Origin of the sequence: Pontibacter kalidii, from assembly GCF_026278245.1 — a bacterium.
In the GTDB taxonomy this organism is placed as follows: Bacteria; Bacteroidota; Bacteroidia; order Cytophagales; family Hymenobacteraceae; genus Pontibacter; species Pontibacter kalidii.
The window spans coordinates 812,098-839,023 of sequence record NZ_CP111079.1 but is presented as its reverse complement, the minus strand read 5'-3'; the positions used below and the strand labels follow the sequence as shown (position 1 = coordinate 839,023).

The following is a 26,926-nucleotide window of genomic DNA, read 5'->3' as shown; positions in this document are numbered from 1 at the left end:
CCACTTCAGAAATGACTTTTAATCCACGATAGCGTGGAGCCTAGAAGTTCATGGATAGAAGAACTTTTAAGTATCCTTAATTTATATGAGCCTGAATGAGCTATTTCCGGATAAGAGAGAAGAAGGTGAGACACTGATAAAGCAGTGCCAGCTGGTGATGCTGCGCATGCTCCAGATTATGGACCATCTGTGTAACAAGCACCATATACAGTATTTCTTAGTAGGTGGTTCTTTATTAGGTGCTATTCGCCATCAGGGCTTTATTCCCTGGGACGATGATCTGGACGTGGGCATGACCCGGGAGAATTATGAAAAATTTGTAGAATTGGTCGTACCGGCACTTCCACAGGATATCTTTTTTCAAAACAGTGAAACGGATCGAAATTACCCTTATAGTGAGCAGGTCGAGGCACGTTTAAGGGACAAGTACAGTAACTATACCCTCAACAACGACCAATGGCATGAAGGGCTGCAGGTTGATATCTTCGTTTACGACCGGGCGTTCCTGCCGCACAACTACTTCATCATTTTACAAAACATGCTCCTCGGCCTGTTAGGCAGCGATGCCAAAAGGGCAAAAGCGTTGAAGTGGATTAACAAACACGTGCCCCTCCCTTTGGTATATGCCAGCAGCTACCTGCAAAAACCGGGGATGTGGAAATTTGGAGCAAATTATATCGAAGAAGAAGAGCTCCGCAAACTGATCAAAGTCAAATACGAAGACATGCAGGCCACCATTCCTGCCGGATGGGACAAGTGTCTGAAAAGGCAGTACGGAAACTACATGCAACTCCCCCCTCTTGAAAAACAGAAAGGACACCATAGCGTAGCAGATCTGCCAAATCCTTTTACACCGTGTCGGCATACAGAAATACTCTACTGGCAAGCAGCAAAACAAGCTTAGCTCTACTATAAAACAGTTTTATACTTCAGTCGGAAATTAAATTGGCAACGGTTCGGATGATTGGGATTGCGAAAGAAGAAATGGAGGAGAGAAAGGTCGCTATAAAGGCTGCTGTGCCCTGTAGTTTCATAGAATTGCTTGCAGGACATGATGCATTGGAATTGTTGTCTGATCCTACTTTCCAGGCCGCGTGGAACGAGCTCTATGAATCATGTCCCTGGGCTACTGTTTTTCAGAGCAAAACGTTCGTGCTAACCTGGTATTCGCTTTATACAGAAGAGTATTTACCCATTCTTGTTAAGTCTTCCACCAACGATAAACTAACGGGCCTTCTCTTGCTGGCAAAAAGTAACAAAGGAACTATCGTTGGAGCGGGAGCAAACCGAGCCGAATACCAGACCTGGTTGGCTGAGGCTGCGGAGGGAGTAAAGTTTATAAAAGAAGCACTGGGTGAGGTCAGAAAAGCCTTTCCAACGTGCGACATAATACTCAAATTTATACCTCCCAATGTACCTCTGGAATGGGCACGTAAAGAGGCGCCTTGGAGGAGAATATGCGTCTTACGAGCTTTTAATCAACCTCTATGGGAACTTGAAAACGAAAAGATTGCAAGACGTTTAAAAAAACAAAAAAGTAAAATCAACCACTTAAAAAAACTGGGCGAACTGACGCTGGAAGTGATCACCACTGTCGAACAGTTTAGATCTATTATAGACTTTATTATAATACAATCAGATTTTAGAAAAGGAGCAATTTATAATACCACACCTTTTCAGGAAGATCCACAGCGAAAAGAGCTCTTACTAAAACTATTTGAGAAAGATTTCCTACATGTGAGTATCATCAAGCTGAATGAGAAAATCATCGCGGCTAAGGTTGCCACAAAAGCTGACAATTGTATCATTTCGCAAGGTGTGAGCTCTTACGCACCCGCTTATGCGCCTTATTCCCCCGGCATGCTGCATTTCCTGTTCTTGGCAAAGCGTTTGATGCACGAAGGCTGCTCTACATTTGATCTTACGCCAGGAGAAGACGCTTTTAAAAAGGAGTTGGCAACAAAAAACTTGCTGGCTTCTGAGTTACATATTACCGGTACTGCGAAATCCTTGGTGACCGCCCGATGCACGAAGCTATACTTTGATAATGTAGTAAAGAAGAAGGCAAAGATCTATGCTCTCTTTTCAAGGATTGGCATTAGCCCTAAGACATTAAGACAAACTATACGGAAAATAAAGATAGTTGCAGAAACAGTACGGCACACTAAACCCAACGATTCTGAGGCCACACTTTGGGGAAGTCAGTTTCTGTTGAAAAGCAGAATCTCCCTAAAGTATAAAGTCTTTAAAATCAGAGCAAGCAGTGTTGCCAAGCTCAAAGAAAATATAAAGATAGATGATCTGGAAGATCTGTTAAAGTATGATTCAAGTTCTAAATTATTGCGCGGAGAGTTCTTGACTAACGCAATGGGAAAATTTGAACTGGGCCAACATGCTTATACTTTAACAGAGGGCACCTGTTTACTCTGTTGTGTATGGGTAAAAGAACAGGCCCGTAACTCTAAGGGTTCTGCTGTTGAGTTGAAACACGCAATTCCGGATGGATCGAAGCTAATCTACAATGTGTACTGCCACCCCAAAGGCAGGAGCCAACTCCAAGATTTTCTCGCTACTGTTTCAAATTTAATTTCATCTGATAGAGAAATATATGCCGTGATTAATGTTGCAGATAAGTTTCTTTGTTCAACTCTTCAGAAAGAGGCCTTTATAGAAAGGGTTTCTTAACAATGTATAACCCCATACCCAACGTCTTACAGAACAGCTATAATGCCTGTAGGAAAACGCCCTATTTTTCTTGAAGTGAAACATAAAGATGAGCATGAAATTAACGGTCTAGCTGGTGACAGTACGACAAAGGACCTAAAACTTTCCTCGGTTAAGGCTACAGGACTTGTCTTAGGTTTTATCATGCAGCTAGTATTTACAAGAGTTATCGGGGTGAGGGAGTACGGTCTTTATGTCCTTTTCCTCACATGGACTAACTTCTTTTCTATACTTTTATTCCTGGGATATGACAGACTGATCATTAAAGAACTGAGCTATTTGTATCTTCAGAAGAAACAAAACACTTTCAAAGCAACACTCGACAAATTAATGCACATGGTTGCATTGAATAGCGTTATTTTTCTTTTGTTTGCTTTTTTAGTGCCGCACCAAGTATTAACGTCTAGTTTTTTTTCGAAAGAAATATCCAGAACTACCTGGCTTCTGGTTGCGACAGGAACCGTTTTATCCACTGCTTTCACCCTGTTTGGAAAAGTACAGATTGCAACCCAAAGAGCCGAGTTAAGTTCTATAAGATCAGAAATTGTATACAAAGTCATCTGCTTCTGCACCGTCTTACTTCTTTACTTCAATGTAAGAAGTATTGTAGGAGATAATATCATTATCGCTGGTGTAGTAGTTGCTTATTTCTTCTCTTTACTGCTGTATGTCTTCATCATAGACTGGAAAAAAATAAAACAGTATTTAGCCATTAAGAAAGAAAACATTATAATTAGCAGAGAAAACTATACCTTCTTTTTCACTAGTCTGAACTACTACATCGTACTTCAGCTAGACAAAATAATCCTTAGTAAATATGTTTCTTTAGAGACGTTAGGGGTTTATGGACTTGTTTCAACCTTGGTTATTCTTATATCTTTTTCGACAGTAGTTTATAACCGGTTCCTTCCAAAAATTTCAAATTATATCTTTTTAGGTAGGATTAGCGAATTGGAAAAAGAATTTAAAATTACTACCAGAAACTCCTTGTTGATCGCCCTCCCCTTCATTATGTTCCTCATCATTTTCACCGAGGATATTCTATTATTTTTTGGTAAAGAGTTTACCTCTGGCACACCTATTTTAAGGGTGCTGATATGGGGGCAATTGTTGCAGTTTCTGACAGGACCTAACGGGAGCCTACTTGTTATTGGCAAATTTGCGAAGGTGGATTTAATAAACTCCATATTATTCGTCGTGTTAGCTATTGTATTAAACTTTATAGGCTTTAGATATTATGGAGTGCTCGGTGTTGCCGCAGCGTCTAGTCTTAGTCTGGCTTTGATCAACCTAATAAAGGTGATCGAAGTAAAATATTACTATAACATCTTCCCATACGAGCTTGAAAATTTGGTACTGATCGTACTTGCCTTTATGGCCTTTTATGCGGTAAGCCTGCTGCCAATTACAATTGATAATTTATTGCTGAGGCTATTAACAAAGTTTACCCTAAGTTTTGCTTTAGCAGCTATACCGATAGCATTTTTCTTCTTCTTAAAGTATGGGGATAAACCGAGACTAAAAGGGCTTCTGGGTTAACAATTCCTAACTACTTCTTCACACCTTTTTCCGAAAAGTGCATCAGATATGAAGGTAAGTTTACTGGTGCTTGCATTGCTACTGGCAGGTCTTGACTATTTTGTAAGCAAGGAGCTTAATTTCCTGATAATCTGTGGGGTATTGCTTCTGCTGTTGCCACAAGATAAAGCAGCAGTGTATGGGCAATTGTTCAGACTCCTCTGGCCAGTTACACTTTTAATAGGAATTGGTTTTCTAGCGGGTTTAATGAATCTGCAAGAATTGAACAGAGACTTTTACCGGGATATTTTCCTGTTTGCAGGTGTGCTCGTCTATATAATTGGTGGTGTGCTGTTAAGCAAGTATGTCCAAAGCTCCGATACCTTTTTCCAGTACTTTTCTTTGGTAGTGGTTTTATCCTCTATCCTTCACCTCGGGCTGGTGGCAGCCAACTTTGGTCACTTTGAGTCTCTTCAGAAATACCGGGAGGCAACAGGCATGACCAATCTGAGCGAAGCAATTTATGTTAGTTTTCTATTCGCCCGCCTTTTCAATAAGGAATTTCGAAAACTGATTCCCTCTCTTTATGGGGTTAACAAGATTTTTGCTGCTGTTATCCTTGTTTCTTTTTTGCTGTACTTCTCCAGAACAATGATCTTAACATCTGTCGTACTTACTTTTTTCTTAAGCAACCTAATTAACATCCGGTACTTTATTTCGAGCAGAAACAGACGTCTGCCCTATGCTGTGCTCTTCTTAGCACTCATCATTGTCTCTTCTGGCTTTGTCGTTTCTTTACTCCCACCACAGGGGTTTGTCACCACTTTGGTTGAAAAATTTGAAAGGGCTCCTGAAGAAGTACTCTGGGAAGATAAAAATAACTATGCCACGCCCCTGGCTGATATTCGGGATAACTGGAGAGGGTATGAAGCCTCACAAGGTTTAAAGATGTTTTACAAGGCGAGTGACCTAAAGAAATTTTTTGGTCATGGCTTCGGAGCATTAATTGATTTAGAACTTAGAATGAGATTAGCGGGAAAAGAATATGAGAAGGTACCCATCATACATAATGGATATGTAGCCTTACTAGTGAAGAGCGGAATCTTAGGCTTACTATTTTACTTAGTCTTTATTTACAAAGTTGGCTTCTCTAAAATTGATGAGCATGCTAATCAAGATGTAGAACTTTACTACTATTACCAGATGCTTTCCGGGATAAGTGTTGTACTCATTCTAAATACGTTTACTATGACAGGACTTTTTAGTCAAGGTAGTGCCTATATATCCATTATCATGGGACTGTTTATAGGAATTATTAAGAGAAAGGAGCTTTCAGGCTCAATCAATTCCTTGCATACAAGTTCACATAAGAAACATGTATACTCTACAGTAAGAGGGTAACTTCCTTAGGCCTGCATCAGGTACTCCACTTTTGCCAGTGTATTTCGCTGAAGTGATATCTCCTTTACCCATGTATTAAATAGAAACTCCAATGTATAAATTGTCATTTCTTTTACTGGTTATCATAATTGTACTATTGTCATTTCAGAACCATAAAACGGCTACTGAGCAACCTGTCGCCTTAGGAGCCTATTATTTTAATGGTTGGAGGCCCGACAGTACCCATATAACCCAATACCTTGTTGATTCTTTTCCTGAAAGAGAGCCTATTTGGGGATGGGTTACTAACACTCAGGAAATTATGGATGCACAAATAAACGAAGCAGCCAATGCAGGTTTGACCTTTTTTAGTTTTTGCTGGTATTACAACAAGCGAAAGCCACTGGAAGAATCCAACCCCATTATTAAAGTATACCTGAACTCACCAAACCGCGAGCGCTTAAAGTATTGCCTGATGGTTGCTAACCATCCTCATAATGAAATAGGGCCCAACGATTGGAACAAAGTGACCACAGAATGGATAAAGCTTTTCAAGGGTGATTCGTACATGACTGTAGATGGAAAGCCCCTGCTAATTTTCTTCGAGGTTAGCTCTCTAATCGAAAGGTTTAATAGTGCTGAACATGTAAAGGAAGCTTTTGACTTGCTGCGAAAGAAAGCTCAGAAAGAGGGTCTAAAAGGAGTTGTAATAGCTGTGTGCGCTTCTCCTTCTACAAAAGGCATCGCTAAGGCTGAAGCCTGTGGCTTTGATATCATAACTGCTTACAATTATCCCAGTGTTGGTTTCAATGAAGGAGAAAGCCGCCAGACTCCGATTGATAGTTTAATTGTATCAGAAAAGAGAATTTGGGACAGAGTTGCTCAATTGAGTAAACTTCCTTATGTACCTGCCTCAACGCTTAACTGGGATGCCCGCCCATGGGCTGACTCTGCTGAATATCACACCAAGCGTTATTACACAGGTTTTTCATCTAACTCTGTCTACAAGTCAACTAAATCATTGACAGCATGGATAAAAGAGAATAAAGAACAAACAACAAAAGATCCGATAGGCTTGCTTTATGCATGGAATGAATATGGAGAAGGTGCTTGGTTAACACCTTCTAAAAATTCAGAAGATAATTTGTTGGATGGGGTTAAAAAAGCGCTGACGGAGTAATTCGTTTTTTGCCTCTTTGAGCATTAGGTCCCATTACCTGAAAAACAAATAAAGATCAGTTCTATGGCAATTCTGATGATCGCCCGATCCACCCTTTACAAATCTCCGGGTGGAGATACGACCCAGATTGAGATGACAGCGAAGTATCTGAGGCTTTTGGGTGTAGAAGTTGCCATTGCTTTAGCCGATGAGACGATAGATTACACCAAGTACAGGTTAATACACTTTTTCAACCTGATCAGACCAGATGATATTTTACCCCATTTAAGCAGTGGCTTGCCATTTGTCATTTCTACAATCTTTGTCGATTATTCGGAATTCGATAAACAGGCAAGGAAAGGGCTATCGGGATTGCTTTTCCGACTTTTATCCAAAGGGCAAATTGAATATCTGAAAGCTGTTGCCAGGTATTTTGTTAAGGGAGATAAGATTAAATCCTTATACTTTTTACTGCATGGACAAAATAAATCTATTGAGTACATTCTTAGGCGCTCCGAATTACTTCTGCCCAATTCCCATAGCGAGTACAGGCGCTTAAGTAATTGTACTACTCTGAGGCCTCCCTATCTAAAAGTAGTCAATGCAATAGATCATCAGGTTTTCAGCGCTTCAGTTAAAAGAAATTTAGCTTATGATAACCATGTCCTATGTGTCGGCAGAATTGAGGGTTTGAAGAATCAGTTGAATTTGATAAAGGCCCTGCTAGATACTGCTATCCCACTTGTAATAATTGGGAAGCCTGCTTTAAATCAGCAAGCCTACTATAATGAATGCAGAAGATTGGGGGCCACAGCATCTAACATCCAATTCATTGAACATATTGATCATACAAAACTGGCAAGTATCTACAAGGCCGCAAAGGTTCATGCGTTACCCAGTTGGTTCGAAACGACCGGCTTAAGCTCCCTGGAAGCTGCTGCAATGGGATGCAATGTCGTGATCACAGAAAAGGGCGACACCAAAGAATATTTTGGGAACATGGCATTCTACTGCGAACCCGACGATGTAGGATCTATAAAAAGGGCTGTTATAAGGGCGTTAGAAGCACCTCGTAACAGTCAATTACAGGCACACGTTCTGCAGCATTATACCTGGGAGAAAACAGCCAGACAAACCCTGCGTGCCTATGAGCATGTATTGAATAGTGCTAACATTCGAACCGGTCAGGAAATCACAGTTACTTATTAGCAAGCGATCACAGAAACACTCGATCGCCTTGGGCTACCAGCAGCCTGCAAGTTGCTAAACTTGATTACGTCCTTCTAGTTTCAATGAGCCAGAACTGGAGCCTACAGTCGTTGCAGCTATACGCTGCTCCTACAATGCTGGGAAAGTTGGATGCCATTGAAGACCTGTATCCCTTTTTAAGCCTGCACAACTATGAGTGGAATGTTATCCAGCTATTATCTTTCTAGGGCAACAGGGTCGGATTATTTAACCCACTGTTCTCCGTCATAGCTTTCCTGGCCATCCGGAAAAATACTGTCATCAAAATCAATGCCTTTACTATCATCAAAGCTGGCAGCCTGCCTCTTGCCAAGTACTACCTTGATCCTAACATATCAATCATAATTAAAACAAACATCCTATGGTAACTTCCTTAGTAACTGGTGGCGCTGGCTTTATTGGCGGCCACGTAACAAATGAATTAATCGGCCTTGGTCATCGGGTAATTGTTGTTGATGATTTAAGTGGTGGCTATGAAGACAACATCAACCCCAAGGCTGAATTTATACTTGGATCTATAACCGATCATGAGCTGGTCCAAAAGATTTTTGCTGATAACCGGATTGATTATGTTTATCACTTGGCAGCCTATGCCGCTGAAGGATTGAGTCATTTTATCAGGAGGTTCAACTATACTAATAACCTCATTGGTAGCATCAACCTGATCAATGAATCCATTAAAGCAAAGGTTAAATGCTTTGTTTTTACATCTTCTATAGCTGTTTATGGTGCCGGACAGCTCCCGATGAGTGAAGACATGGTACCTGCACCAGAGGATCCCTATGGTATATCAAAATTTGCAGTGGAACAGGACTTAAAATCTGCACACAGCATGTTTGGTCTGGACTACATTATCTTCAGGCCACACAATGTTTATGGAGAGTATCAGAACATTGCGGATCGCTATCGAAACGTTCTGGGCATTTTCATGAACCAGATACTTCAGAACAAACCTCTGACAGTTTTTGGAGATGGATCTCAAACCCGTGCTTTTAGTTACATAGGGGATGTAGCTCCTTACATAGCCAATTCGGTTAACGTTCCAGAAGCGTACGGTCAGACTTTTAACATCGGTGCCGATCAGGACTATTCAGTCAATGAGCTAGCTACTACCATCATGGAGATAATGGGAAAGGAAGTAGCGATAGAGCATCTACCTCCCCGAAACGAAGTGCTCCATGCCTATTCAGACCATACCAAAGCTAAAGAAGTCTTCCACATTACAAACTATACAACATTAAGGGAAGGGGTGGCTCGAATGGCTGATTGGGTAAATCAACATGGAGCTCGTAAAACCAAACCCTTTCATGAAATCGAAATTTTGGAAAAGCTTCCATCGGTATGGGTTAGTGATCAGGAACCTGCTAACATTGTTTCCTCAGATAACAACATTTTAAAGTAGAAAATTATGAAAATAGCAATATTAGGTACCAGAGGTGTCCCAGCCAATTACGGAGGATTTGAGACCTGTGCTGAGGAAATAAGTGTGGAATTAGCCAGAAGAGGCCATGAAGTTTTGGTATATGGTAGAAAGGGAAACTACAATGATCAGGAAAATTATTACAAAGGCGTCAGAATTTATCACATCCCGAGATTGAAAGGGAAAGTCACTGAGACATTTTCAAATACATTGCTTTCAATGTTTCATGTATTAGCCCAGAAAGTAGATATTATCTATGTAATGAATACCGCCAACAGTCCCATTTGCATCATACCTTGGCTCTTAGGGAAAAGGGTAGTAATTAATGTTGATGGGCTGGAGTGGAGGCGAAAAAAATGGGGTTGGTTTGGTCGTAATTATTATCAGTTTGCGGAAAGGCTGTCTACTATTTTTTCAGACAGGGTAATTTCAGACTCAATGGGTATCAGAGACTACTATCTTGAAAGGTATAAAACAGATTCTACATTTATCGCTTATGGTGCCCAGATAGAACAGTCTACAAGGCCTGAGATACTACAAGAATATGGGTTAGAACCAGGCAGCTACTTTTTTGTTGCGAGTCGACTAGAGCCAGAAAACAATGCTGATTTAACGGTAAAAGCTTTTGAAAAAGTAAAGACAGACAAACAACTGGTGATTGCGGGTGGTGCTAATTACAAAAGCAGCTTTATTAAAAACCTAGAAAAAACAACAGATAAAAGGATCCGTTTTTTAGGTCCTGTATACAAAGAAGGGCACATCAAAGAGCTGCATTGTCACTGTTATGCCTACGTCCATGGAAATGAAGTTGGAGGCACCAATCCAGCTCTGTTAAAGGCCTTGGGATATGGTAATACAGTTTTGGCATTAGACGTGCCTTTCAATGCTGAAGTAATAAAAGATGCAGGAATTATGTATCAAAGATCATCAGAGGATCTTGCCGAGAAGATGCAATTTCTTGTAGACAACCCTTACGTGAGGTCAACCTTCAGTACGAAGGCAATCAACAGAATACTAGAAGATTATACCTGGACGAAAATAACTGACGAATACGAACAATTTTTTAAGGATGTAATGGCTGGTGCATTCAAGAAAGGTGTCAATGAAAAGGAGCTTATTCGTACTTCATAATCCGTCCTTACCATACTTCCAGCCCAGGCATAGCTCTTCATGTTATAGCGGCCCGCTTACTTATGGTGCAAATTCTTCAAAGCAACTAGCCAAGTAACTGCTAAAGTATAAACAGGTATAATTTGTGATATTCTTATACTTCCCGTTATCCATTACCTCTTCGTCTGCTGGAATACTATACCGACAAAGTAACTTTCCAATTACACATCACTCGCTTTTTACTACCTGAACTATAAGGAAGTGGTAAGGTGTGCATGTGGCTCCGGACGGTTTATACAGTTACAGATCTTTAATTTCTGCTCACCTTATTTGACAACAACATGAGCAAATTTATTTACCTAGCAGCCTGTGTCCTGCTGATTTCCTTTAAATTAACAGCACAATCAAGTGTCATACCCTTTAAATCTACCTGGAAATACCTCGACAACGGTACCAACCAAGGCACTAGCTGGCGAGACGTGTCTTTTGATGATGCGACTTGGAAAACAGGCAACGGCAAACTCGGCTATGGCATAAGCGATGCCGCCACGGTAGTCAGCTACGGAGGCAAGTCCAACAGCAAATACATCACTACCTATTTCCGGAAAAGTATAACCATTGCCGATGCTGCGCTTTTCTCTTCCTACCAAGCCAAAGTGAACCGGGATGACGGAGTGATCGTGTATGTAAATGGGGTGGAAGTATACCGCAATAACATGCCATCGGGTACGATTTCCTACACTACGCTGGCAGCAGGAACCTCCGGTGGCGATGACGGCGCTACCCCGATCCCTTTTACTATTACGGCTTCCGCCTTTAGAAGTGGAGTTAACACCGTTGCCGTAGAGATTCACCAGGCCAGTCTGACCAGTTCTGATATTGCTTTTGACCTGGAACTGTTAGCCACAGGAGTTACTGCTCCGACAAATCAGCCTCCCATAGTACAGATCGAGAGTCCTACAAATAATACAAGTTATACTTTAGGGCAGGATGTTCAAATCACAGCAAGTGCCTCCGATCCGGAAGGTTCTTTGGCAAAGGTTGAGTTTTTCGCCAACGACACCAAAGTAGGGGAAGATGCCTCCAGCCCCTACAGCATTTCCTGGAACCCTACAAGTGTGGGCACCTACCAACTCTCAGCCAAGGCAACCGACGGGGCGGGTGCCTCCACCCCGTCTACAGGTATAAGCGTCACTATCACATCTGCGACACCTGTAGATCAGACGGCACCTGCCGTACTTAGCATAAATCGACAGTCCCCCACCACGTCAATCACAGAGGCCACCAACATTACATTTAGGACCACCTTCTCAGAACCGGTGACTGGGGTAGACCGAGGCGACTTTAACCTCACCGAAGTTTCCGGCAGTGTAACAGGCATACTTTCACCCGATGCAGTAGCCGCTGTTGGCACAGCGGGTAGTACCTATGACGTAACTGTAAACTCGGTGAGCGGCAATGGCGTACTTCGGCTTGACCTGAAAAGCAACGAAACGGGCATTGCAGATACAGCCGGAAATGCCATCAGCAGCGGCTATACTGCGGGGCAGACATACACCATTGAGCAGGATCTGACCGGAGAAGAACCAACAGATCCAGCTCCTCCACAGGCAAAAGGCTTTGCTTCTTTAGTCCGTCTGAATCCCGTACCCATTTCTACCAGTACAGGCGAAAAGCCACAATCCAAAGTATGGACCTATGACGGAAAGCATTGGGCGGTATTACCCAACTCTTCGGGTACTTATCTTTGGCGGCTCGATGGAACATCCTGGACGAACGTGCTCAAGTTATCCTCCCGTACAACCACAAAAGCAGACTGTAAACTAGTCAATAACATAGCACACATTCTGCTATATCAGGGCCCTTCATCGCAAATGGCCTCGGTAGAGTATGTTCCTTCCCTGGGAACGTACAAACTCTGGTCGCGAAGAACTTCCACTGTAGGTCTTTCCCTGGACACCGGCGTTGAAACGGCCACCATCGACATCGATAGCGAGGGCAGGATGTGGGTAGCTTCTGCTGGCGTGAGTGACGTGAACGTGCGTTGGAGCGACGCTCCTTATTCAAACTGGAGTGCACCGGTCACCATCGCTACCGGTGTAAAGGATGATGACATATGTGCCGTTATCGCTCTACCCAAATCAAAAAAAATTGGGGTACTTTGGTCGAATCAGAACACCAAACGGTTTGGTTTCAAAACCCACAGCGACGGAGCAGCGCCTTCCGACTGGTCGGCAGATGAAGCGCCTGCTGCGAATGAGGCCTTAGAGGTAGGTAATGGCATGGCTGATGACCACATGAACATGGCGGTCGGAAGCGACGGCACCTTGTACTGCGCCGTTAAGACCAGTTACGACATCAACGGATATCCTAAGCTTATCCTGCTCGTTCGCCGCCTATCCGGCAACTGGGATCCTTTATACGAGGTATCTCCAAACGGTACCCGCCCTATCGTGATCCTGAACGAAACCAACAGTAAATTCAGAATAGTATATTCTTCTCAGGAATATGGAGGAGATATTTTATACAGAGAGTCCTCAACCTCCAATATTTTGTTAAGTACTCAACTCACGTTGATCAAGGGGGGCACTTATGATAACTCCACCAGTACTAAGGCCAATTTCAATACCGATGTAGTTATACTTGCATCTAGCAGTACGGAAGCCGTAGGTGTCCTGGCAAGTGATGGAACGATTGAATCGGTACCGTCGGTGCCTGTTTTGGCTTCCCCTACCAACGGCGCAACAGGAGTTGAGTCAGCTCCAACTCTGGGTTGGAATAGTGCATCAGGTGCAACTTCTTATCAGGTGCAGGTATCCTCAGTTGCTGATTTCAGTAGCGTAATATTTGATGACGGAACCACCAATACATCCGTTGACATCTCCGGTTTAGCTTTTAACACAAGCTATTTCTGGCGTGTGAAAGGTATCAATGCAGATGGTAGCAGCAGTTGGTCTAGTGCCTGGAGCTTTAAAACCAGTTCTGCCCCAACCAATACATTGGTAGGCCACTGGAAGATGGAAGAGGCAAGCGGCACAACACTTTTAGACGCCTCTGAGTATAAAAACCATGCCACCACGGTTGGAAACCCAACCTGGACTGGCGGAGTCGTAGGGCAGGCTTTGCAATTGAATGGATCTTCTCAATATGCAACTGTTCCAGATAATACCTCGCTGGATATAACCGGGTCTATCACATTAGCAGCCTGGATCAAGCCCGAGAAAGTGGCCACGCAGTACCTACTGAAAAAGGCAACCCAAAGCGGCACCAACGGCTATGAGCTTTCACTTTCAAATGCTGGCAAGGTATTCTTCAGGTTTAACCAGGCCTCTTCTGGTGATATGTACCGGCAAAACTCCGTAGCATCGTACCCTACGGATGGTACTACCTGGATGCACGTTGCTGCCACTTATGATGGCACGGTAATCAACATATATATAAATGGGAAACTAAACAGCTATAAAACTCTCTCTGCCCCATCTTCAATAAACGTCAACGCCCTTGCTCTGGGTATCGGAGCGCAGAGTGACGGGGGCAGTAAATTCCAAGGGGCAATTGATGATGCACGCGTCTATAATACGGCCTTAAGTGCATCACAAATTATGGAGTTGACTACAGTTTCCCCTTCCATGTTAGCCTCCGCTTCCTCTGCTTCCTTTGTCATATTACCAGAGGAAGGTGTACAAGGTAAATTGGCTGTTTTCCCAAACCCCTATCAAACTCAGGCAACAATTACGTTTAGCCTTGTTAAAGATGGAGACTATGTCCTTATGTTAAATGATAGCAAAGGCATGCAGATAGCTGAATTAAAAAGGGGAAGAGCCATTGCCGGTGAACAGTACCAAACAATTATTGATAGAGCGACACTATCTGTTGGCATGTACATTATTAGATTGCAGACTAATCAAGGCACAAAATCAATTAAACTATTATTAAGTAACTAACTTATAAGTCACATTTGTTGTGCTTCCCTATCAGTCTATAAGAACCTTTTTCTCAGGTACCTAAAGCCATCCAATACAGTAAAGCTATCGCTGAAATTATAAGTGTGGGTGCCTAGTATACCATTGCCCTTATCTGGTAAAATTTTTGTCAAAAGATGCTCATTATATTCTGTTTCGGACAGAGCCGTTACCTGGTTTATATTGATAGCTTTGCCATACATACCCGAACAATCCTGTGAAGGGCGATATATTTTGTTATCTTTCATGAAGATCCTGCCTGCTGGCCTGGCTCTGCTTACGTCTGTAATAATCGGGTTGCAAGGATGGCTTATCCACTCCGTAGAGAAGAGTTCCTCTGAGTAGTACAGGTGTAGTTCATCCAGCATACCAATGTTCTGATCTGTGCCATCGACACAACAGAACATCCACCACTTTCCATTGTAGAAAAACAGGGTGACGTCAGCAGTTAAAACATTTTCCATCAGGTTCATTACAAACTCCCACTTATAAGGAAACTCGGTACATCGGTAAAGCTCCACAGTTCTATTTGCCCCTGTTTCGGGTATCATATAATAGGTGTTGTTGTGGTTTAGAAGAAAAGGGTAAGACAAGTGATACTCCTTTTCAAGCACTTTTTCAAAATGAAGCACTTCCCCATTACTATTTGTCTCCACAACCGTTATATGACCTTTACCCGTCCTATTAAGTAACTCCTCAACAAAGAGGTAATGCTTTTCGGCATGAGTTACTAGGAATGGATCAGCCCAGAACCTGTCTGCGGGCTGGGCAAGCCTTTTATACCTGGAGAGAGAGGTTGTCAGTGGGTCTTCAGTTTGGGTGGAAAACAGGATGAACCAGTGGTCCCTATACATGATTTTTCTCCACACCCGGTACAGAAGATAGGTAAAATGACTGACGGCTTTAGTTAATGCTTGCACAGGGTTAGGTAGAGCTTCCAATCTGCCTTTGGGATCCTTGGTATCAAACCTCTTCGCTAGATTCTGTAGATAACCTTCTCCATACTTGAATAGGCCCTGCAAAATCCGGGGCATGGCAAGGGAAGTTCTCCAGTAAGCCGCGTGCTGTGTATTGATGATAGAAAGGTGGTCTGGCAGCATGAACGAGCGGTAAATGAGTTGGCCATTTGGAAAGAAGGGACTAAAAAGCAGTAGATCTGTGCGGAGGGTATCCTGCTGGTTAACTACCTCCATATAACCGACCGGGCAGTCGTTTACTTTATGTTGGTAAGCCCACACACCATACCTAGGAACAGAAAGAATTTCACCTGATAATTTGTCTCCTGCCAGTTGAAGTATCACATCCAGGTCATAGTAGTTTATCTGTGAAACTATTTTTGAATTAGAAATAGCACTCCCCGCACTTTCTTCTTTCAGGTATACACTTAGTATATCAGTTTGACCAAGTGCTTCCTTCAGGTCCGATGGTCGGTCAAAATTTGTAGTGCTGCCAAACAACATTCTATCCACTTGCAAATGGAGGTTCACTACAGCAGTATACTTCTTTCCAGCCGCCCTTTTCCTGCACCTTTTGTTTGTAGCAAGGGAGGTGAGCATCAGCACCAAGCTTATCTCAGCATAAGCTGATTTTACTAAAGTTTCAATCAACTGGTACTGCCATAGTGGAATTATCTCCTGGTCTAAGATTAGGGCGACTTTCAGCTTTTCAAAATTCATTTCAGAGTTCTTGTTACCTGGGAAGCCCCTATGACTACCAGTGGATTTGCCTCCTGAGACTTGCCTATGGCAGCTAGATTATGTTTATTTTATCATAAATCGCTCTGAAACACATCATTAGCTAGAACATCAACGAGTATAAGAATAAGTTAATTTAATCTTCGTATCATTAAAAAGATCATTTACTCTCCATTATATCTCTTTACCTAAAGAAAGATGAAAACTATGATCGTTTTCCCTTAAACGATGTATAAATTATCATGTTATATTTACATTAACTTTTACAAGTTAACATCAGCTTAACAAGCTGCTTATATAACTCCCAAACTGTGTTTCTGTATTGTATGTGTAAATAATACAAACTCCAGAATCGTCTATATTTAATATTTCAGTATACACTAGGTTAACATATATAGTTTACTAGAGAAGGTTTACTATGCAGCATAAATACACAACGCTTTTCAAGTGGATAAATATCTTAGTAGACTATTTAATACTAAATATTATCCTATTTATATCCTTCCTCATTTTTAACCCGAACCTGGGGGTAATGGGTCTGTATGACTTCAGATTGATTCTCTTGATATCTAATTTATGCTGGTTCTTCTGCTCCAACATTTTCGATCTTTACAACAATATCTTGAAGCGCGAAGCTGTCCCTACGATGACGGCTAACATTGCCTGCTTGGGGCTTTACATCCTCCTCTCGGTAAACCTCAAAATTATATTACCAGACCTGAACATTTCCTTCCTCTCCTTAGCATTTATGGCAGTATTCTTTTCTTTGCTGCTACTGCTATGGAGAACGGCATTTCTCTTACTAAGAAAATACAGGCGACAGTTCTGGATACAGTACACAAATGTAGTAATAGTGGGCACAAGTACTGTAGGCACTGGCTTGTACAAATACATAAGCACGAATACACAGTTAGGGTATAACGTTCTCGGCATCTTCGGCGAAGATACGCCTCAGCTTTCCCCTGATGTAAAATACCTAGGGCACATACAGGATTGTATCGATTATGCCTGTGCGCATGATGTCCAGGAAATATATTGCGCTCTGCCTACAAGTGATAGTGAAACCATAAACAGGCTCCTACAGGAAGCTGATAACCATATGATCCGGTTTAGGCTGGTGCCGGATGTAAAAGGTACGATTGACAGAAACTTTATGGTTGAACTCTACGGCTTTATGCCTGTACTCATACCTCGGCAGGAACCGCTAAATAATAAGGCTAACGAAGTAGTAAAAAGAGTTTTTGATATTCTTTTCTCCTCTCTCGTAATTACCTTTCTGTTAAGCTGGCTGATTCCTCTACTGGGCATTATTATAAAACTAGATTCCAGCGGACCTATATTCTTCAGACAATTGCGCTCAGGTAAAAATAATAAGCCATTTTACTGCCTTAAGTTCAGGAGTATGGCTCAAAACAACCAATGTGACGACCTGCAGGCAAGTAAAGATGACATGAGAATAACCAGGGTCGGAAGATTTATAAGACAAACAAGTATAGATGAGTTGCCCCAGTTCTTTAACGTGCTACTGGGAGACATGTCAGTGGTTGGTCCTCGCCCTCACATGATTAAGCATACACAAGACTATTCACAGCTCATCAACAGCTACATGGTTCGCCATTTACTGACACCTGGTATAACAGGTTGGGCTCAAATCATGGGCCACAGAGGCGAAACAAAAGAAACCAGCGCTATGATAAACCGCGTGCAGGCTGACCTGTGGTACCTGGAGAATTGGTCAATGTTCCTGGATCTTAAGATAGTACTGCTAACAGTATGGCAAGTGCTCAAAGGAGATGAAAAAGCATTTTAGCCCCCCACTCAGCACCTGTACTAGTGGCATTCTTTTCTGACTACTAATTGCTTAGGACACCTTCTCTCCCCTGATTCCCATAGCGAAGCACCTGACAGTGGTTCCCAATGCTGCTTCTCTCGCCCTGGGAAACCAACCCGCGCTTCATCCTTCGCAACTACCTGCTGCACCAAGCCATAGAGGAGCTGGAGAAAGGCGAAACGGCGCTGTTCGAAAAATTGCAGCAAGCGCTTCGGGAGCCGTACTCCGATAAGTATGACGAATTCTTTGAGACAAGGCCGGGGTGGGCCACGCAGAAGGCCGGATGCTCCATGCTGTCGTGCAGTTCGTAAAAATGCAAGTATAAACAAAGGCGGCTCCTGAAACAGGGTGCCGCCTTTGTTGTTTTATCAGCTTTATACTTCAGGTTTTGAAAAAGGATGATGTATTATCTCAAACAGCGCTAGAGGTTCTCTTAAAATCTCCCTGTGCAAACACCGAATAGGTCGTGCGCAAAATGACACCTTACTCCTTCTGAACTCACCCCTCCACAGGTTCCACAACTCCCTTGCTTATTACCTTCCCTTCTTTTAGCTGCAGCACCTTATCCACCGATTCAGGGATTTCTTCCTGGTAGTGGGTAACGTACACCAGTGTTGTGCTGCTGTGCGTGCAGATAGTATCCAGCAGCTGTTTAAAGTATAACTTCTGGTGCTGATCCATCCCCTGGCAAGGCTCATCCAAAATCAGCAGCGGCGGATTCTTGACAAGGGCCCTGGCCAGCAGGCACACCCGCTGCACACTCACAGGAACATGTTTCAGGAGCTTGTCTGATTCCTGCTCCATGCCCAGAAGTTTCATCCAGCGTCGGGCTTTTTCGCCATTAGCAGCCTCGCCCGGGCGAACGAGGCCAAGGGTATCATAGAAGCCAGACTCCACCACCTCCAGGCACGTACAGTTGTCAGGGAAGTACTGGTACAGCTCCGGAGACACAAACCCAATTCTTTTTTTAATGTCCCAGATGCTCTCGCCGCTACCCCTTTGGCGGCCGAAGAGTATGATTTTCTTAGCGTAGGCCTGCGGGTTATCGCCCGTAATGAGGCTAAGCAACGTAGACTTACCAGCACCGTTATGCCCCAGCAGTGCCCAGCGGTCGCCTTGCCTTATCCGCCAGTTTATACTATCCAGCACCAGCTTATCGCCATACTTGATCGACACGTCTGTCAGCTGCACCACTATACCGCATTGTACGGACGGATCGGGAGAAAACAGCTCCTGCAGCTCCTGCTTGGTTATGGTAACTGCAGGAAAGTTTCTTGCCTGCAGGGGCAAGTAGGCTTCTTTCAGTACAGCCGCCGCGATTTGCCTTTCTTCCAGCACCGCCACATGCGTTATTCCTTCCGGTATCTCCGTAGCGGAAGATGTCATGATCACCGTTATACCTGAGGCAATGATCTGGTTAATGACGTCGCTGAAAGAAGCGCGGGACTCCACATCCAGCCCCGTTAGCGGATAGTCGAGGAGCAACAGGCTGGGGTTCCGCAGCAACGCAGCAGCAACAAGCAACCGCTTGGTTTCCCCATTCGACAGCTTGATCAACTCTTTCTCCAGCAGGTTTCCCAGCCTGAACGTATGCACAACCTGGTCATAGTTCCAGACAGCCGGAGTAGTGGTGGCCGGCTTTATCTCCGATAGATACGTTTTAACTTGTGGAGCATCCTCAGAGTCACGGGCATGATAGCGTTGCTGGTAGTAAAACTCGGTGGCGTTAGATGACAGGTTTCGGAAGTTGTGCTTCTGCATAACCTCTGCCACCAGATCGGAAGGCGTGAAGGGCAACTTCTGCTGGGGATTCTCCTTCAGGTACTCCTCGTAATACACATGCCGCACGCTTCCCTGTGTTACATTATACTTCCCGGCAATGGTTTGCAACAAATCTGTTGCCCCCTCCCCTGTTAATGCCCAGTGCTCGCCTTTGTTAACCGTAAAGCTCAGGTTTTGGAAAAGCTGCTGGTTTAAATAGCGAACAGTAATGCTATCGAGGCTAAGAATAGTAGGTAATGTGAGCATGGCGTGTGTTATTTTGATTTTGCTGGCGTAGTTGCGGTTCACCCTGAGTCTTACAGGCAGCATGTTTCATGATGGGCTATGGTGCTCTCCCAGGCCGAAACTCCTCCCTAAATGCCTTGGGTTAAACCAATCCCGGGAAATCAGGGAGAGTTGTTCTTTAATCAGGCAAAATCAGCGCCTTACGTTTCCGGAGTATCGCTGTTATACTTCCTGACATTCATTTGACTTACCGCAGCAGGCGTTCATCCTTTCAGAGTACAGCACTTTAAGCTCCTGTAAAATATAAGTCTCCGCCCGATATGCACCCGGCGGAGACTTATACTTTCAGATAGGGTTGGTTTACACCAGCAGATTCAGGAAATCCTGCTTTCCGTTCAAGTATTCGTAGGCAAAACCCTCTTCGGCCATGCGGTGCTTGATGTTCTCCACATCGTGCGGCTGTTTTACCTCGATGCCGATAAATACAGGGCCTTTTTCCTTGTTGTTCTTCTTGATGTACTGGAAATGGATGATGTCATCGCTGGGGTGTAGCACCTGGTTCATGAACGTACGGAGGGCACCGGGCTTCTGGTTGAAAGTCACCATGAAGTAGTGTTTCAAACCCTGGTGCTGCATGGCCCGCTCCTTTATATCCTCCATGCGGGTGATATCGTTGTTGCTGCCACTGATCACGCAGACCACGTTCTTTCCGGCGATTTTATCAGCATACGTTTTCAGTACCGACACCGTAAGCGTACCCGCCGGCTCCAATACGATTCCTTCCTCGTTGTACATCTTCAGGAGGTCTTCGCAAACCTGTCCTTCCGGCACCAGCACGATGTCATCCAGCAGTTCCCGGCACAGCTCATAGGTCAGCTCACCCGGGCATTTCACCGCGGCCCCGTCCACAAAGCTATCTATGCTTTCCAGCGCCTGCCGCCTGTCCTCCCGGATGGAAGTATACATGGAAGGCGCCCCCATGGGCTGCACGCCCACGATCTTTGTTTTCGGGCTCAATTGCTTGAACACGCTGGCCACTCCGGACGCCAAGCCGCCCCCGCCTATCGGCACAAAGCAGTAGTCGATGTCGAAGGTAGCGTCCTGCAGCACCTCCAAGCCCACCGTTGCCTGCCCCTCTACAATGGCCATGTCGTCGAAGGGGTGAATAAAGGTGGCGCCGTGGCTATCACATAAATCCTTGGCAGCGGCATAGGCTTCATCGTACGTGTTGCCGGTAAGCACCACCTCCACCTTATCCTTTCCGAAAAGCCGCACCTTGCCCACCTTTTGGGCGGGTGTGTTGGCAGGCATAAAGATGTAGCCTTTAATACCGAGCAGCTGGCAGGCATAGGCCACTCCCTGAGCATGGTTGCCGGCGCTGGCGCACACTATCTCCCGCTCCGCCTGCTGGGCAGAAAGCGTAGAAATCTTGTTGTACGCCCCCCTGATCTTGTAGGAGCGCACGATCTGCAGGTCCTCGCGTTTCAGGTAAATGTCGGCACCATAGGTCTGGGAAAGCCAGTGGTTCTGCAACAGGGGCGTCTTGTAGATCACTCCCCTCAAATTCATTGCCGCCCGCTGCACCCTCTCCAGGGCTACGACGGTATTCTCTAAAGCTACATCTTTATCCATACTACTAATTACTTGGAGCGGAGCTTACGCACCGTTGCTCCCGTTTGCCATAATTCTGATTCGCGTATCTCTGCCAGTTCTGCCTCCAGTTCCTTGCGGTATCCCGGTGTAGAGCCGCGCTGAATGGTACGCTCCGCCTCTTTGCCGGAGGCCACGCTGTCGTACAGCTCGTTGAGCACCGGCAGTGTTGCTTCTCTGAACTTGCCTTTCCAATCCAGGGCGCCACGCTGAGCCGTTACCGAGCAGTTGGAGAACATCCAGTCCATGCCGTTTTCGCCTACCAGCGGCACCAGGCTTTGGGTTAGCTCTTCCACGGTTTCGTTGAAAGCCTCCGACGGCGAGTGGCCACGCTGACGCAGCACCTGGTACTGTGCCTCAATGATACCGGCCAGGGCGCCCATCAACACGCCACGCTCGCCTGTCAGGTCGCTGAATACTTCTTTTTTAAAGTCAGTCTCGAACAGGTAACCTGAACCAATGCCGATGCCCATCGCCACAGCCTTCTCATAGGCTTTGCCTGTGGCATCCTGGTACACGGCGAAAGAAGAGTTAAGGCCGCCGCCGCTCAGGAACAGCCTGCGCAGGCTCGTGCCGCTGCCTTTCGGGGCCGCCAGAATCACATCCACATCGGCAGGCGGTACAATGCTCGTGTGCTCCTTAAACGTAATGCCGAAGCCGTGTGAGAAGTATAGCGCTTTGCCTGGCTTCAGCCTTTCTTTCAGGGTTGGCCACACGGCAATCTGGCCGGCATCCGACAGCAGGTTGGCGATGATGGTGCCGCGCTCCGCCGCTTCCTCGATCGAGAAAAGGGTTTCGCCCTCTACCCAACCGTCGCTTTTTGCTTTCTCCCAGGAGGCCGAATCCTGGCGCTGGCCCACGATCACGTTAAAGCCGTTGTCTCTCAGGTTCAGTGCCTGGCCTGGGCCCTGCACGCCATAACCGATCACGGCGATCACCTCGTCTTTCAGCACTTCGCGTGCCTTTGCCAGCGGGAATTCGTCGCGGGTGATAACGGTTTCGTCTACTCCTCCAAAATTGATAGTTGCCATTGGTTTAATTTGTTTTAAGGTTGATTTATACTTTTGATGAAAGACTGTTTGACAAAGGACAAAAGACTAGTAGAGATCGATGCTTTATACTTCCCGATTGTGTTGTCTTTTGTCAAAACGTCCTTTGTCTTTTGTCTAAATAATTACATGGTAAAAACTTTCTCGCGGCTGCTCAGGTACTCGTTCTCCACCACCTCGTCGCCAGGCTCGCTTTGCTCGAACTCCTGCAGTTTACGGTGGAAGCCCTCGCTGTCTTTGATGATAGCGATGCGGGCGCTGCGCACGAACTCGATCAGCCCGTAAGGCTCCAGCACTTTGATCAGGTTGTCTGTCTCTTCGCGCTGGCCGGTGGTCTCGAACACGGTATAATCCTTGCGGATCACCACGGCGCGGGCACCGTTCTCCCGCAGCAGGCGCTCCACGACGGCACGTTCGGCAATTACATCGGTAGGCACTTTGTAGAGGGCCATCTCCTGCCAGATCACGTCCTGGTTGGTGTTGAAGTATACTTTCAGCACGCCCACCTGCTTTTCGATCTGCCCGGCTATCTTACGCACCACTTCCGCTGTTTCTGTGATCACGATGTTAAAGCGGTGAATGCCCTCGATCTCGGATGGTGAGGTGTTGAGGCTTTCCACGTTGATCTTTCTCCGGGAGAAGATGATGGCAACGCGGGTGAGAAGCCCGATGTGGTTCTCGGTATAAACCGTGATGTTGAACTCCTGCTTGTCGGTATGGGTCTCGTTACGCATACTTATACTTGTTTATGCGGCTACTATTTCAGCCTGATCTCACTTACACTACATCCCTGCGGTACCATCGGGAACACGTTGTTCTCTTTGGTCACCATCACTTCCAAAAGGAAAGAACCTTTGTGCGAGAGCATCTCCTGCAGCGCCATTCTTAGCTCCTCTCTTCTGTTGATGCTTTTGCCGCTGATGCCATAGCCGCTGGCTACTTTCACAAAGTCCGGGCTGGTGATGTCTACAAAAGAGTAGCGACGCTCGTGGAAAAGCTCCTGCCACTGGCGCACCATGCCCAGGAACCGGTTGTTGAGGATCAGGATCTTCACATCGATCCCGCTCTGCATGATGGTGCCCATTTCCTGCAGCGTCATCTGAAAACCGCCGTCGCCAATCACGGCCACCACGGTTCTGTCGGGTGTGCCGAATTTGGCGCCAATGGCAGCCGGCAGGGCAAAGCCCATGGTGCCCAGGCCACCGCTGGTGATATTGCTGCGGGTATGGTTCAGCCGGGCATAGCGGCAGGCTACCATCTGGTGCTGCCCCACATCCGATACCACAATGGCGTTACCGTCCGTCAGCTCGTTGAGCTGCTGCATCACCTCCCCCATCGTCATCTCCTCGGAGGTAGGGAAAAGCTCCTCCTGTATCACCGCCTCCACTTCCTGGTCGTTATACTTCCGGAACTGCTGCAGCCACTCCTGGTGCTCCTTTGCCTCCACCAGTTGGGTCAGGAGCGGAAGCGTTTCCTTACAATCGCCCCACACGGGCACGGTTACTGGCACATTCTTGCCGATCTCTGTCGGGTCTATGTCCAGGTGGATGACTTTGGCCTGCTTGGCATACTTGTCCAGCCGGCCGGTTACGCGGTCATCGAAGCGCATGCCGATGGCAATGAGCACATCGCACTCGTTGGTGAGCACGTTAGGGCCATAGTTGCCGTGCATGCCCAGCATGCCCACGTTCTGTGGGTGGTCAGTGGGCAGGGCGCCTGCGCCCAGGATGGTCCAGGCAGCCGGAATACCGCTCTTTTCCACAAAAGCTTTGAACTCCTGCTCGGCCGTACCCAGCATCACCCCCTGGCCCCAAAGTATAAATGGTTTTCTGGCCTGGTTAATCAGCTCGGCCGCCTCCACAATGTACTCGTGCCGCACGGTTGGCTTTGGCTTATAACTGCGGATGTGTCTGCAAGGCTGATAACCGGTAAATTCAAACTGCTGCAGCTGGGCATTCTTGGTAATGTCGATCAACACCGGCCCCGGACGACCGCTTCGGGCAATATAGAAAGCTTTGGCCAGCACATCAGGTATCTCACTCGCATCGGTGACCTGATAATTCCATTTGGTAACCGGGGTGGTGATGTTGAGGATGTCTGTTTCCTGAAAGGCGTCGGTGCCCAGCAGGTGCGCGAACACCTGCCCCGTAATGCAAACAAGCGGCGTACTATCGATCTGTGCATCCGCCAACCCGGTTACCAGGTTGGTAGCACCGGGGCCGCTGGTGGCAAACACCACGCCTACCTTACCCGAGGAGCGCGCGTAGCCCTGGCCGGCATGAATGCCTCCCTGCTCGTGGCGCACCAGCACATGGTTCAGCTTAGCTGTATAGTCGTACAGGGCGTCGTACACCGGCATGATGGCCCCGCCCGGGTAGCCAAAGACGGTGTCTACCTTCTCTTCCAACAGGGCAAGTATGAGCGCCTCGGCCCCGGAAATGGTTTTAGCCTCCCTAGGCGATGCTGGCGCTTGTTTCTCTTTCGTTAACATGAGATTCCTCTAAATCAGTTATACATCCGTTACTGGCGTCGCTCACCGTTCGCATGTACTTCAGCAGCACGCCCTGCTTTACATTAGGCGCTGGTTGCTGCCAGTTGGCACGGCGCAGCTGCAGCAATGCCTCGTCCACGTGCAGGTGAATGCTGTTGGTAGTAGCATCTAGGGTGATCAAATCATCGTTTTCCACCAGGGCGATGGCGCCGCCATCGTACGCCTCCGGGCAAACATGACCGATCACGAAGCCATGCGTGCCACCTGAGAAGCGACCGTCTGTGATCAAGGCAACCTTATCGCCCAAACCGGCTCCCATGATGGCAGAGGTTGGCTTGAGCATCTCCGGCATGCCCGGCCCGCCTTTCGGCCCTACGTAGCGGATGACGACCACATGACCGGGTTTTATCTTGCCCTGCGTGATGCCTTCGTTAAGTTCTTCTTCGGAATTAAACACGATCGCCGGTCCTTCGAACTTTTGCCCCTCTTTGCCGGAGATCTTCGCCACCGCGCCTTTCGTAGCAAGGTTGCCAAACAGCGTCTGTATATGACCGTCTGCCTTGATCGGGTTGGACAGCGGGCGGAGCAGGTCCTGCTCCTCGCCCAGCGGCTTTACATCGGCCAGGTTCTCGGCCACTGTCTGTCCGGTCACTGTCAGCAGGTCTCCCGTCAGCAGGCCCTCGTCCAACAGGGTGCGCATCACGGCAGGCACGCCCCCCAGCGCCGACAAATCCTCCATCAGGTACTTGCCGCTGGGCTTCAGGTCAGCCAGCACCGGCACCCGGTTGCTCACCTCCTGGAAATCCTGCAGCGAGAGCTTCACACCGGCGGCATGCGCAATGGCGATCAGGTGCAGCACGGCATTGGTGGAGCCACCTAGCACCGTGATCAGCACCAATGCATTTTCAAAAGCCTCGCGGACCAGTATATCCCTTGGTTTGATGTCGCGCTCGAGCAGGCGCAGCAGGTAGTGGCCTGTGGTGAGGCACTCGGCCTGCTTCTCGGCGCTGATGGCCGGGGAAGAGGAAGAAAACGGGATGGACATCCCCAAGGCCTCGGCTGCAGAGGCCATGGTGTTGGCCGTATACATGCCGCCACAGGCACCCGGCCCCGGACAGGCATTGCGGATGATGCCTTTGTAATCTTCCTCAGAGATGGCGCCGTTCAGTTTTTTGCCGTAGGCCTCAAAGCAAGAAACGATGTTGAGCTTCTGCCCTTTAAAGTCGCCGCCCTTGATCGTACCGCCGTACACCATCAGCGAAGGCCGGTTGAGGCGCGCCATGGCCATCAGGGAACCCGGCATGTTCTTGTCACAGCCCACCACGCAGGCCAGCGCATCGTAGTTATGCGCCCCAGTGATGGTTTCGATGGAGTCCGCGATCACCTCGCGGGATACCAGCGAATAGCGCATGCCCGGCGTGCCGTTGGTAATGCCGTCGCTCACGCCAACCGTGTTGAAGCGCAGCCCCACCATGCCCAGTTGGTTCACGCCCTGCTTTACCTCGTCGGCCAGGCCGTTGAGGTGCATGTTACACGTGTTCCCGTCAAATCCCGTGGAGCAGATGCCCACAAAAGGTTTGCGTAGGTCGGCTTCCGACAGGCCCGAGCCAATGAGCATGGCCTGTGAGGCCGGTAGGCTATCGTCTTGGGTGTAGATGCGGCTGTATTTGTTTAATGCCATTG

At 46.5% G+C, this 26,926-nt stretch carries 18 protein-coding genes; 11 read left to right on the top strand and 7 right to left on the bottom strand.

Features of this window, described 5'->3' with window-relative positions; translation table 11 throughout:
• Positions 1 to 85 precede the first annotated feature (85 nt).
• The 9 genes from OH144_RS03465 to OH144_RS03425 all read left to right on the top strand — a co-directional run bounded on the left by OH144_RS03465 (position 86) and on the right by OH144_RS03425 (position 14,503).
• A complete protein-coding gene (locus tag OH144_RS03465; protein ID WP_266204901.1) occupies positions 86 to 904 on the top strand; it encodes a LicD family protein in 819 nt (272 codons plus the stop codon).
• A 56-nt stretch (positions 905 to 960) separates the two neighbouring features.
• Positions 961 to 2,685 carry a GNAT family N-acetyltransferase gene (locus OH144_RS03460; protein WP_266204900.1) on the top strand — a complete coding sequence of 575 codons (1,725 nt, stop codon included), beginning with the start codon at positions 961 to 963 and terminating at the stop codon, positions 2,683 to 2,685.
• A 42-nt stretch (positions 2,686 to 2,727) separates the two neighbouring features.
• A complete protein-coding gene (locus tag OH144_RS03455) occupies positions 2,728 to 4,263 on the top strand; it encodes an oligosaccharide flippase family protein (RefSeq protein WP_266204899.1) in 1,536 nt (511 codons plus the stop codon).
• Positions 4,264 to 4,311: 48 nt separating this feature from the next.
• Entirely contained in the window at positions 4,312 to 5,643 is a 1,332-nt protein-coding gene (locus OH144_RS03450) for an O-antigen ligase family protein (protein WP_266204898.1), read from the top strand.
• A gap of 91 nt (positions 5,644 to 5,734) precedes the next feature.
• Positions 5,735 to 6,802, top strand: coding sequence for a glycoside hydrolase family 99-like domain-containing protein (locus OH144_RS03445; protein WP_266204897.1), 1,068 nt, complete (start codon positions 5,735 to 5,737; stop codon positions 6,800 to 6,802).
• Positions 6,803 to 6,865: 63 nt separating this feature from the next.
• Positions 6,866 to 7,990, top strand: a complete 1,125-nt coding sequence (locus OH144_RS03440; protein WP_266204896.1) for a glycosyltransferase family 4 protein — start codon at positions 6,866 to 6,868, stop codon at positions 7,988 to 7,990.
• Positions 7,991 to 8,390: 400 nt separating this feature from the next.
• Entirely contained in the window at positions 8,391 to 9,431 is a 1,041-nt protein-coding gene (locus tag OH144_RS03435; protein WP_266204895.1) for an NAD-dependent epimerase/dehydratase family protein, read from the top strand.
• A 6-nt stretch (positions 9,432 to 9,437) separates the two neighbouring features.
• The gene (locus tag OH144_RS03430) at positions 9,438 to 10,580 is read left to right on the top strand and encodes a DUF1972 domain-containing protein (protein WP_266204894.1); all 1,143 of its coding nucleotides are present in this window, start codon (positions 9,438 to 9,440) and stop codon (positions 10,578 to 10,580) included.
• 320 nt (positions 10,581 to 10,900) lie between these two features.
• Positions 10,901 to 14,503: a LamG-like jellyroll fold domain-containing protein gene (locus tag OH144_RS03425; RefSeq protein ID WP_266204893.1), complete on the top strand. Its 3,603-nt coding sequence runs from the start codon at positions 10,901 to 10,903 to the stop codon at positions 14,501 to 14,503.
• A 35-nt stretch (positions 14,504 to 14,538) separates the two neighbouring features.
• On the opposite strand, the gene OH144_RS03420 is transcribed toward OH144_RS03425, so the two are convergent.
• Positions 14,539 to 16,197 (bottom strand): glucosamine inositolphosphorylceramide transferase family protein, encoded by a 1,659-nt coding sequence (locus OH144_RS03420; protein WP_266204892.1) that lies wholly within the window; start codon positions 16,195 to 16,197, stop codon positions 14,539 to 14,541.
• Between the two features lie 436 nt (positions 16,198 to 16,633).
• On the opposite strand from OH144_RS03420, the gene OH144_RS03415 reads away from it, so the two are divergent.
• Both OH144_RS03415 and OH144_RS03410 read left to right on the top strand, forming a co-directional pair.
• Positions 16,634 to 18,025, top strand: a complete 1,392-nt coding sequence (locus OH144_RS03415; protein WP_266204891.1) for an undecaprenyl-phosphate glucose phosphotransferase — start codon at positions 16,634 to 16,636, stop codon at positions 18,023 to 18,025.
• A 107-nt stretch (positions 18,026 to 18,132) separates the two neighbouring features.
• Positions 18,133 to 18,357 carry a hypothetical protein gene (locus OH144_RS03410; RefSeq protein WP_266204890.1) on the top strand — a complete coding sequence of 75 codons (225 nt, stop codon included), beginning with the start codon at positions 18,133 to 18,135 and terminating at the stop codon, positions 18,355 to 18,357.
• Between the two features lie 187 nt (positions 18,358 to 18,544).
• Here the strand turns inward: OH144_RS03410 and OH144_RS03405 are convergent, their stop codons facing one another.
• The 6 genes from OH144_RS03405 to ilvD form a co-directional block, all read right to left on the bottom strand.
• Positions 18,545 to 20,137: an ATP-binding cassette domain-containing protein gene (locus tag OH144_RS03405; RefSeq protein WP_266204889.1), complete on the bottom strand. Its 1,593-nt coding sequence runs from the start codon at positions 20,135 to 20,137 to the stop codon at positions 18,545 to 18,547.
• A 276-nt stretch (positions 20,138 to 20,413) separates the two neighbouring features.
• Positions 20,414 to 21,685, bottom strand: a complete 1,272-nt coding sequence (ilvA, locus tag OH144_RS03400; protein WP_266204888.1) for a threonine ammonia-lyase IlvA — start codon at positions 21,683 to 21,685, stop codon at positions 20,414 to 20,416.
• 8 nt (positions 21,686 to 21,693) lie between these two features.
• A complete protein-coding gene (gene ilvC / locus OH144_RS03395) occupies positions 21,694 to 22,734 on the bottom strand; it encodes a ketol-acid reductoisomerase (protein WP_266204887.1) in 1,041 nt (346 codons plus the stop codon).
• Between the two features lie 143 nt (positions 22,735 to 22,877).
• Positions 22,878 to 23,486: an acetolactate synthase small subunit gene (gene ilvN, locus OH144_RS03390; protein WP_266204886.1), complete on the bottom strand. Its 609-nt coding sequence runs from the start codon at positions 23,484 to 23,486 to the stop codon at positions 22,878 to 22,880.
• Between the two features lie 23 nt (positions 23,487 to 23,509).
• A complete protein-coding gene (gene ilvB, locus OH144_RS03385; protein WP_266204885.1) occupies positions 23,510 to 25,243 on the bottom strand; it encodes a biosynthetic-type acetolactate synthase large subunit in 1,734 nt (577 codons plus the stop codon).
• Positions 25,206 to 26,924, bottom strand: a complete 1,719-nt coding sequence (gene ilvD, locus OH144_RS03380) for a dihydroxy-acid dehydratase (RefSeq protein WP_266204884.1) — start codon at positions 26,922 to 26,924, stop codon at positions 25,206 to 25,208. Before ilvD ends, ilvB begins: the two co-directional genes overlap by 38 nt.
• Positions 26,925 to 26,926 lie beyond the last annotated feature (2 nt).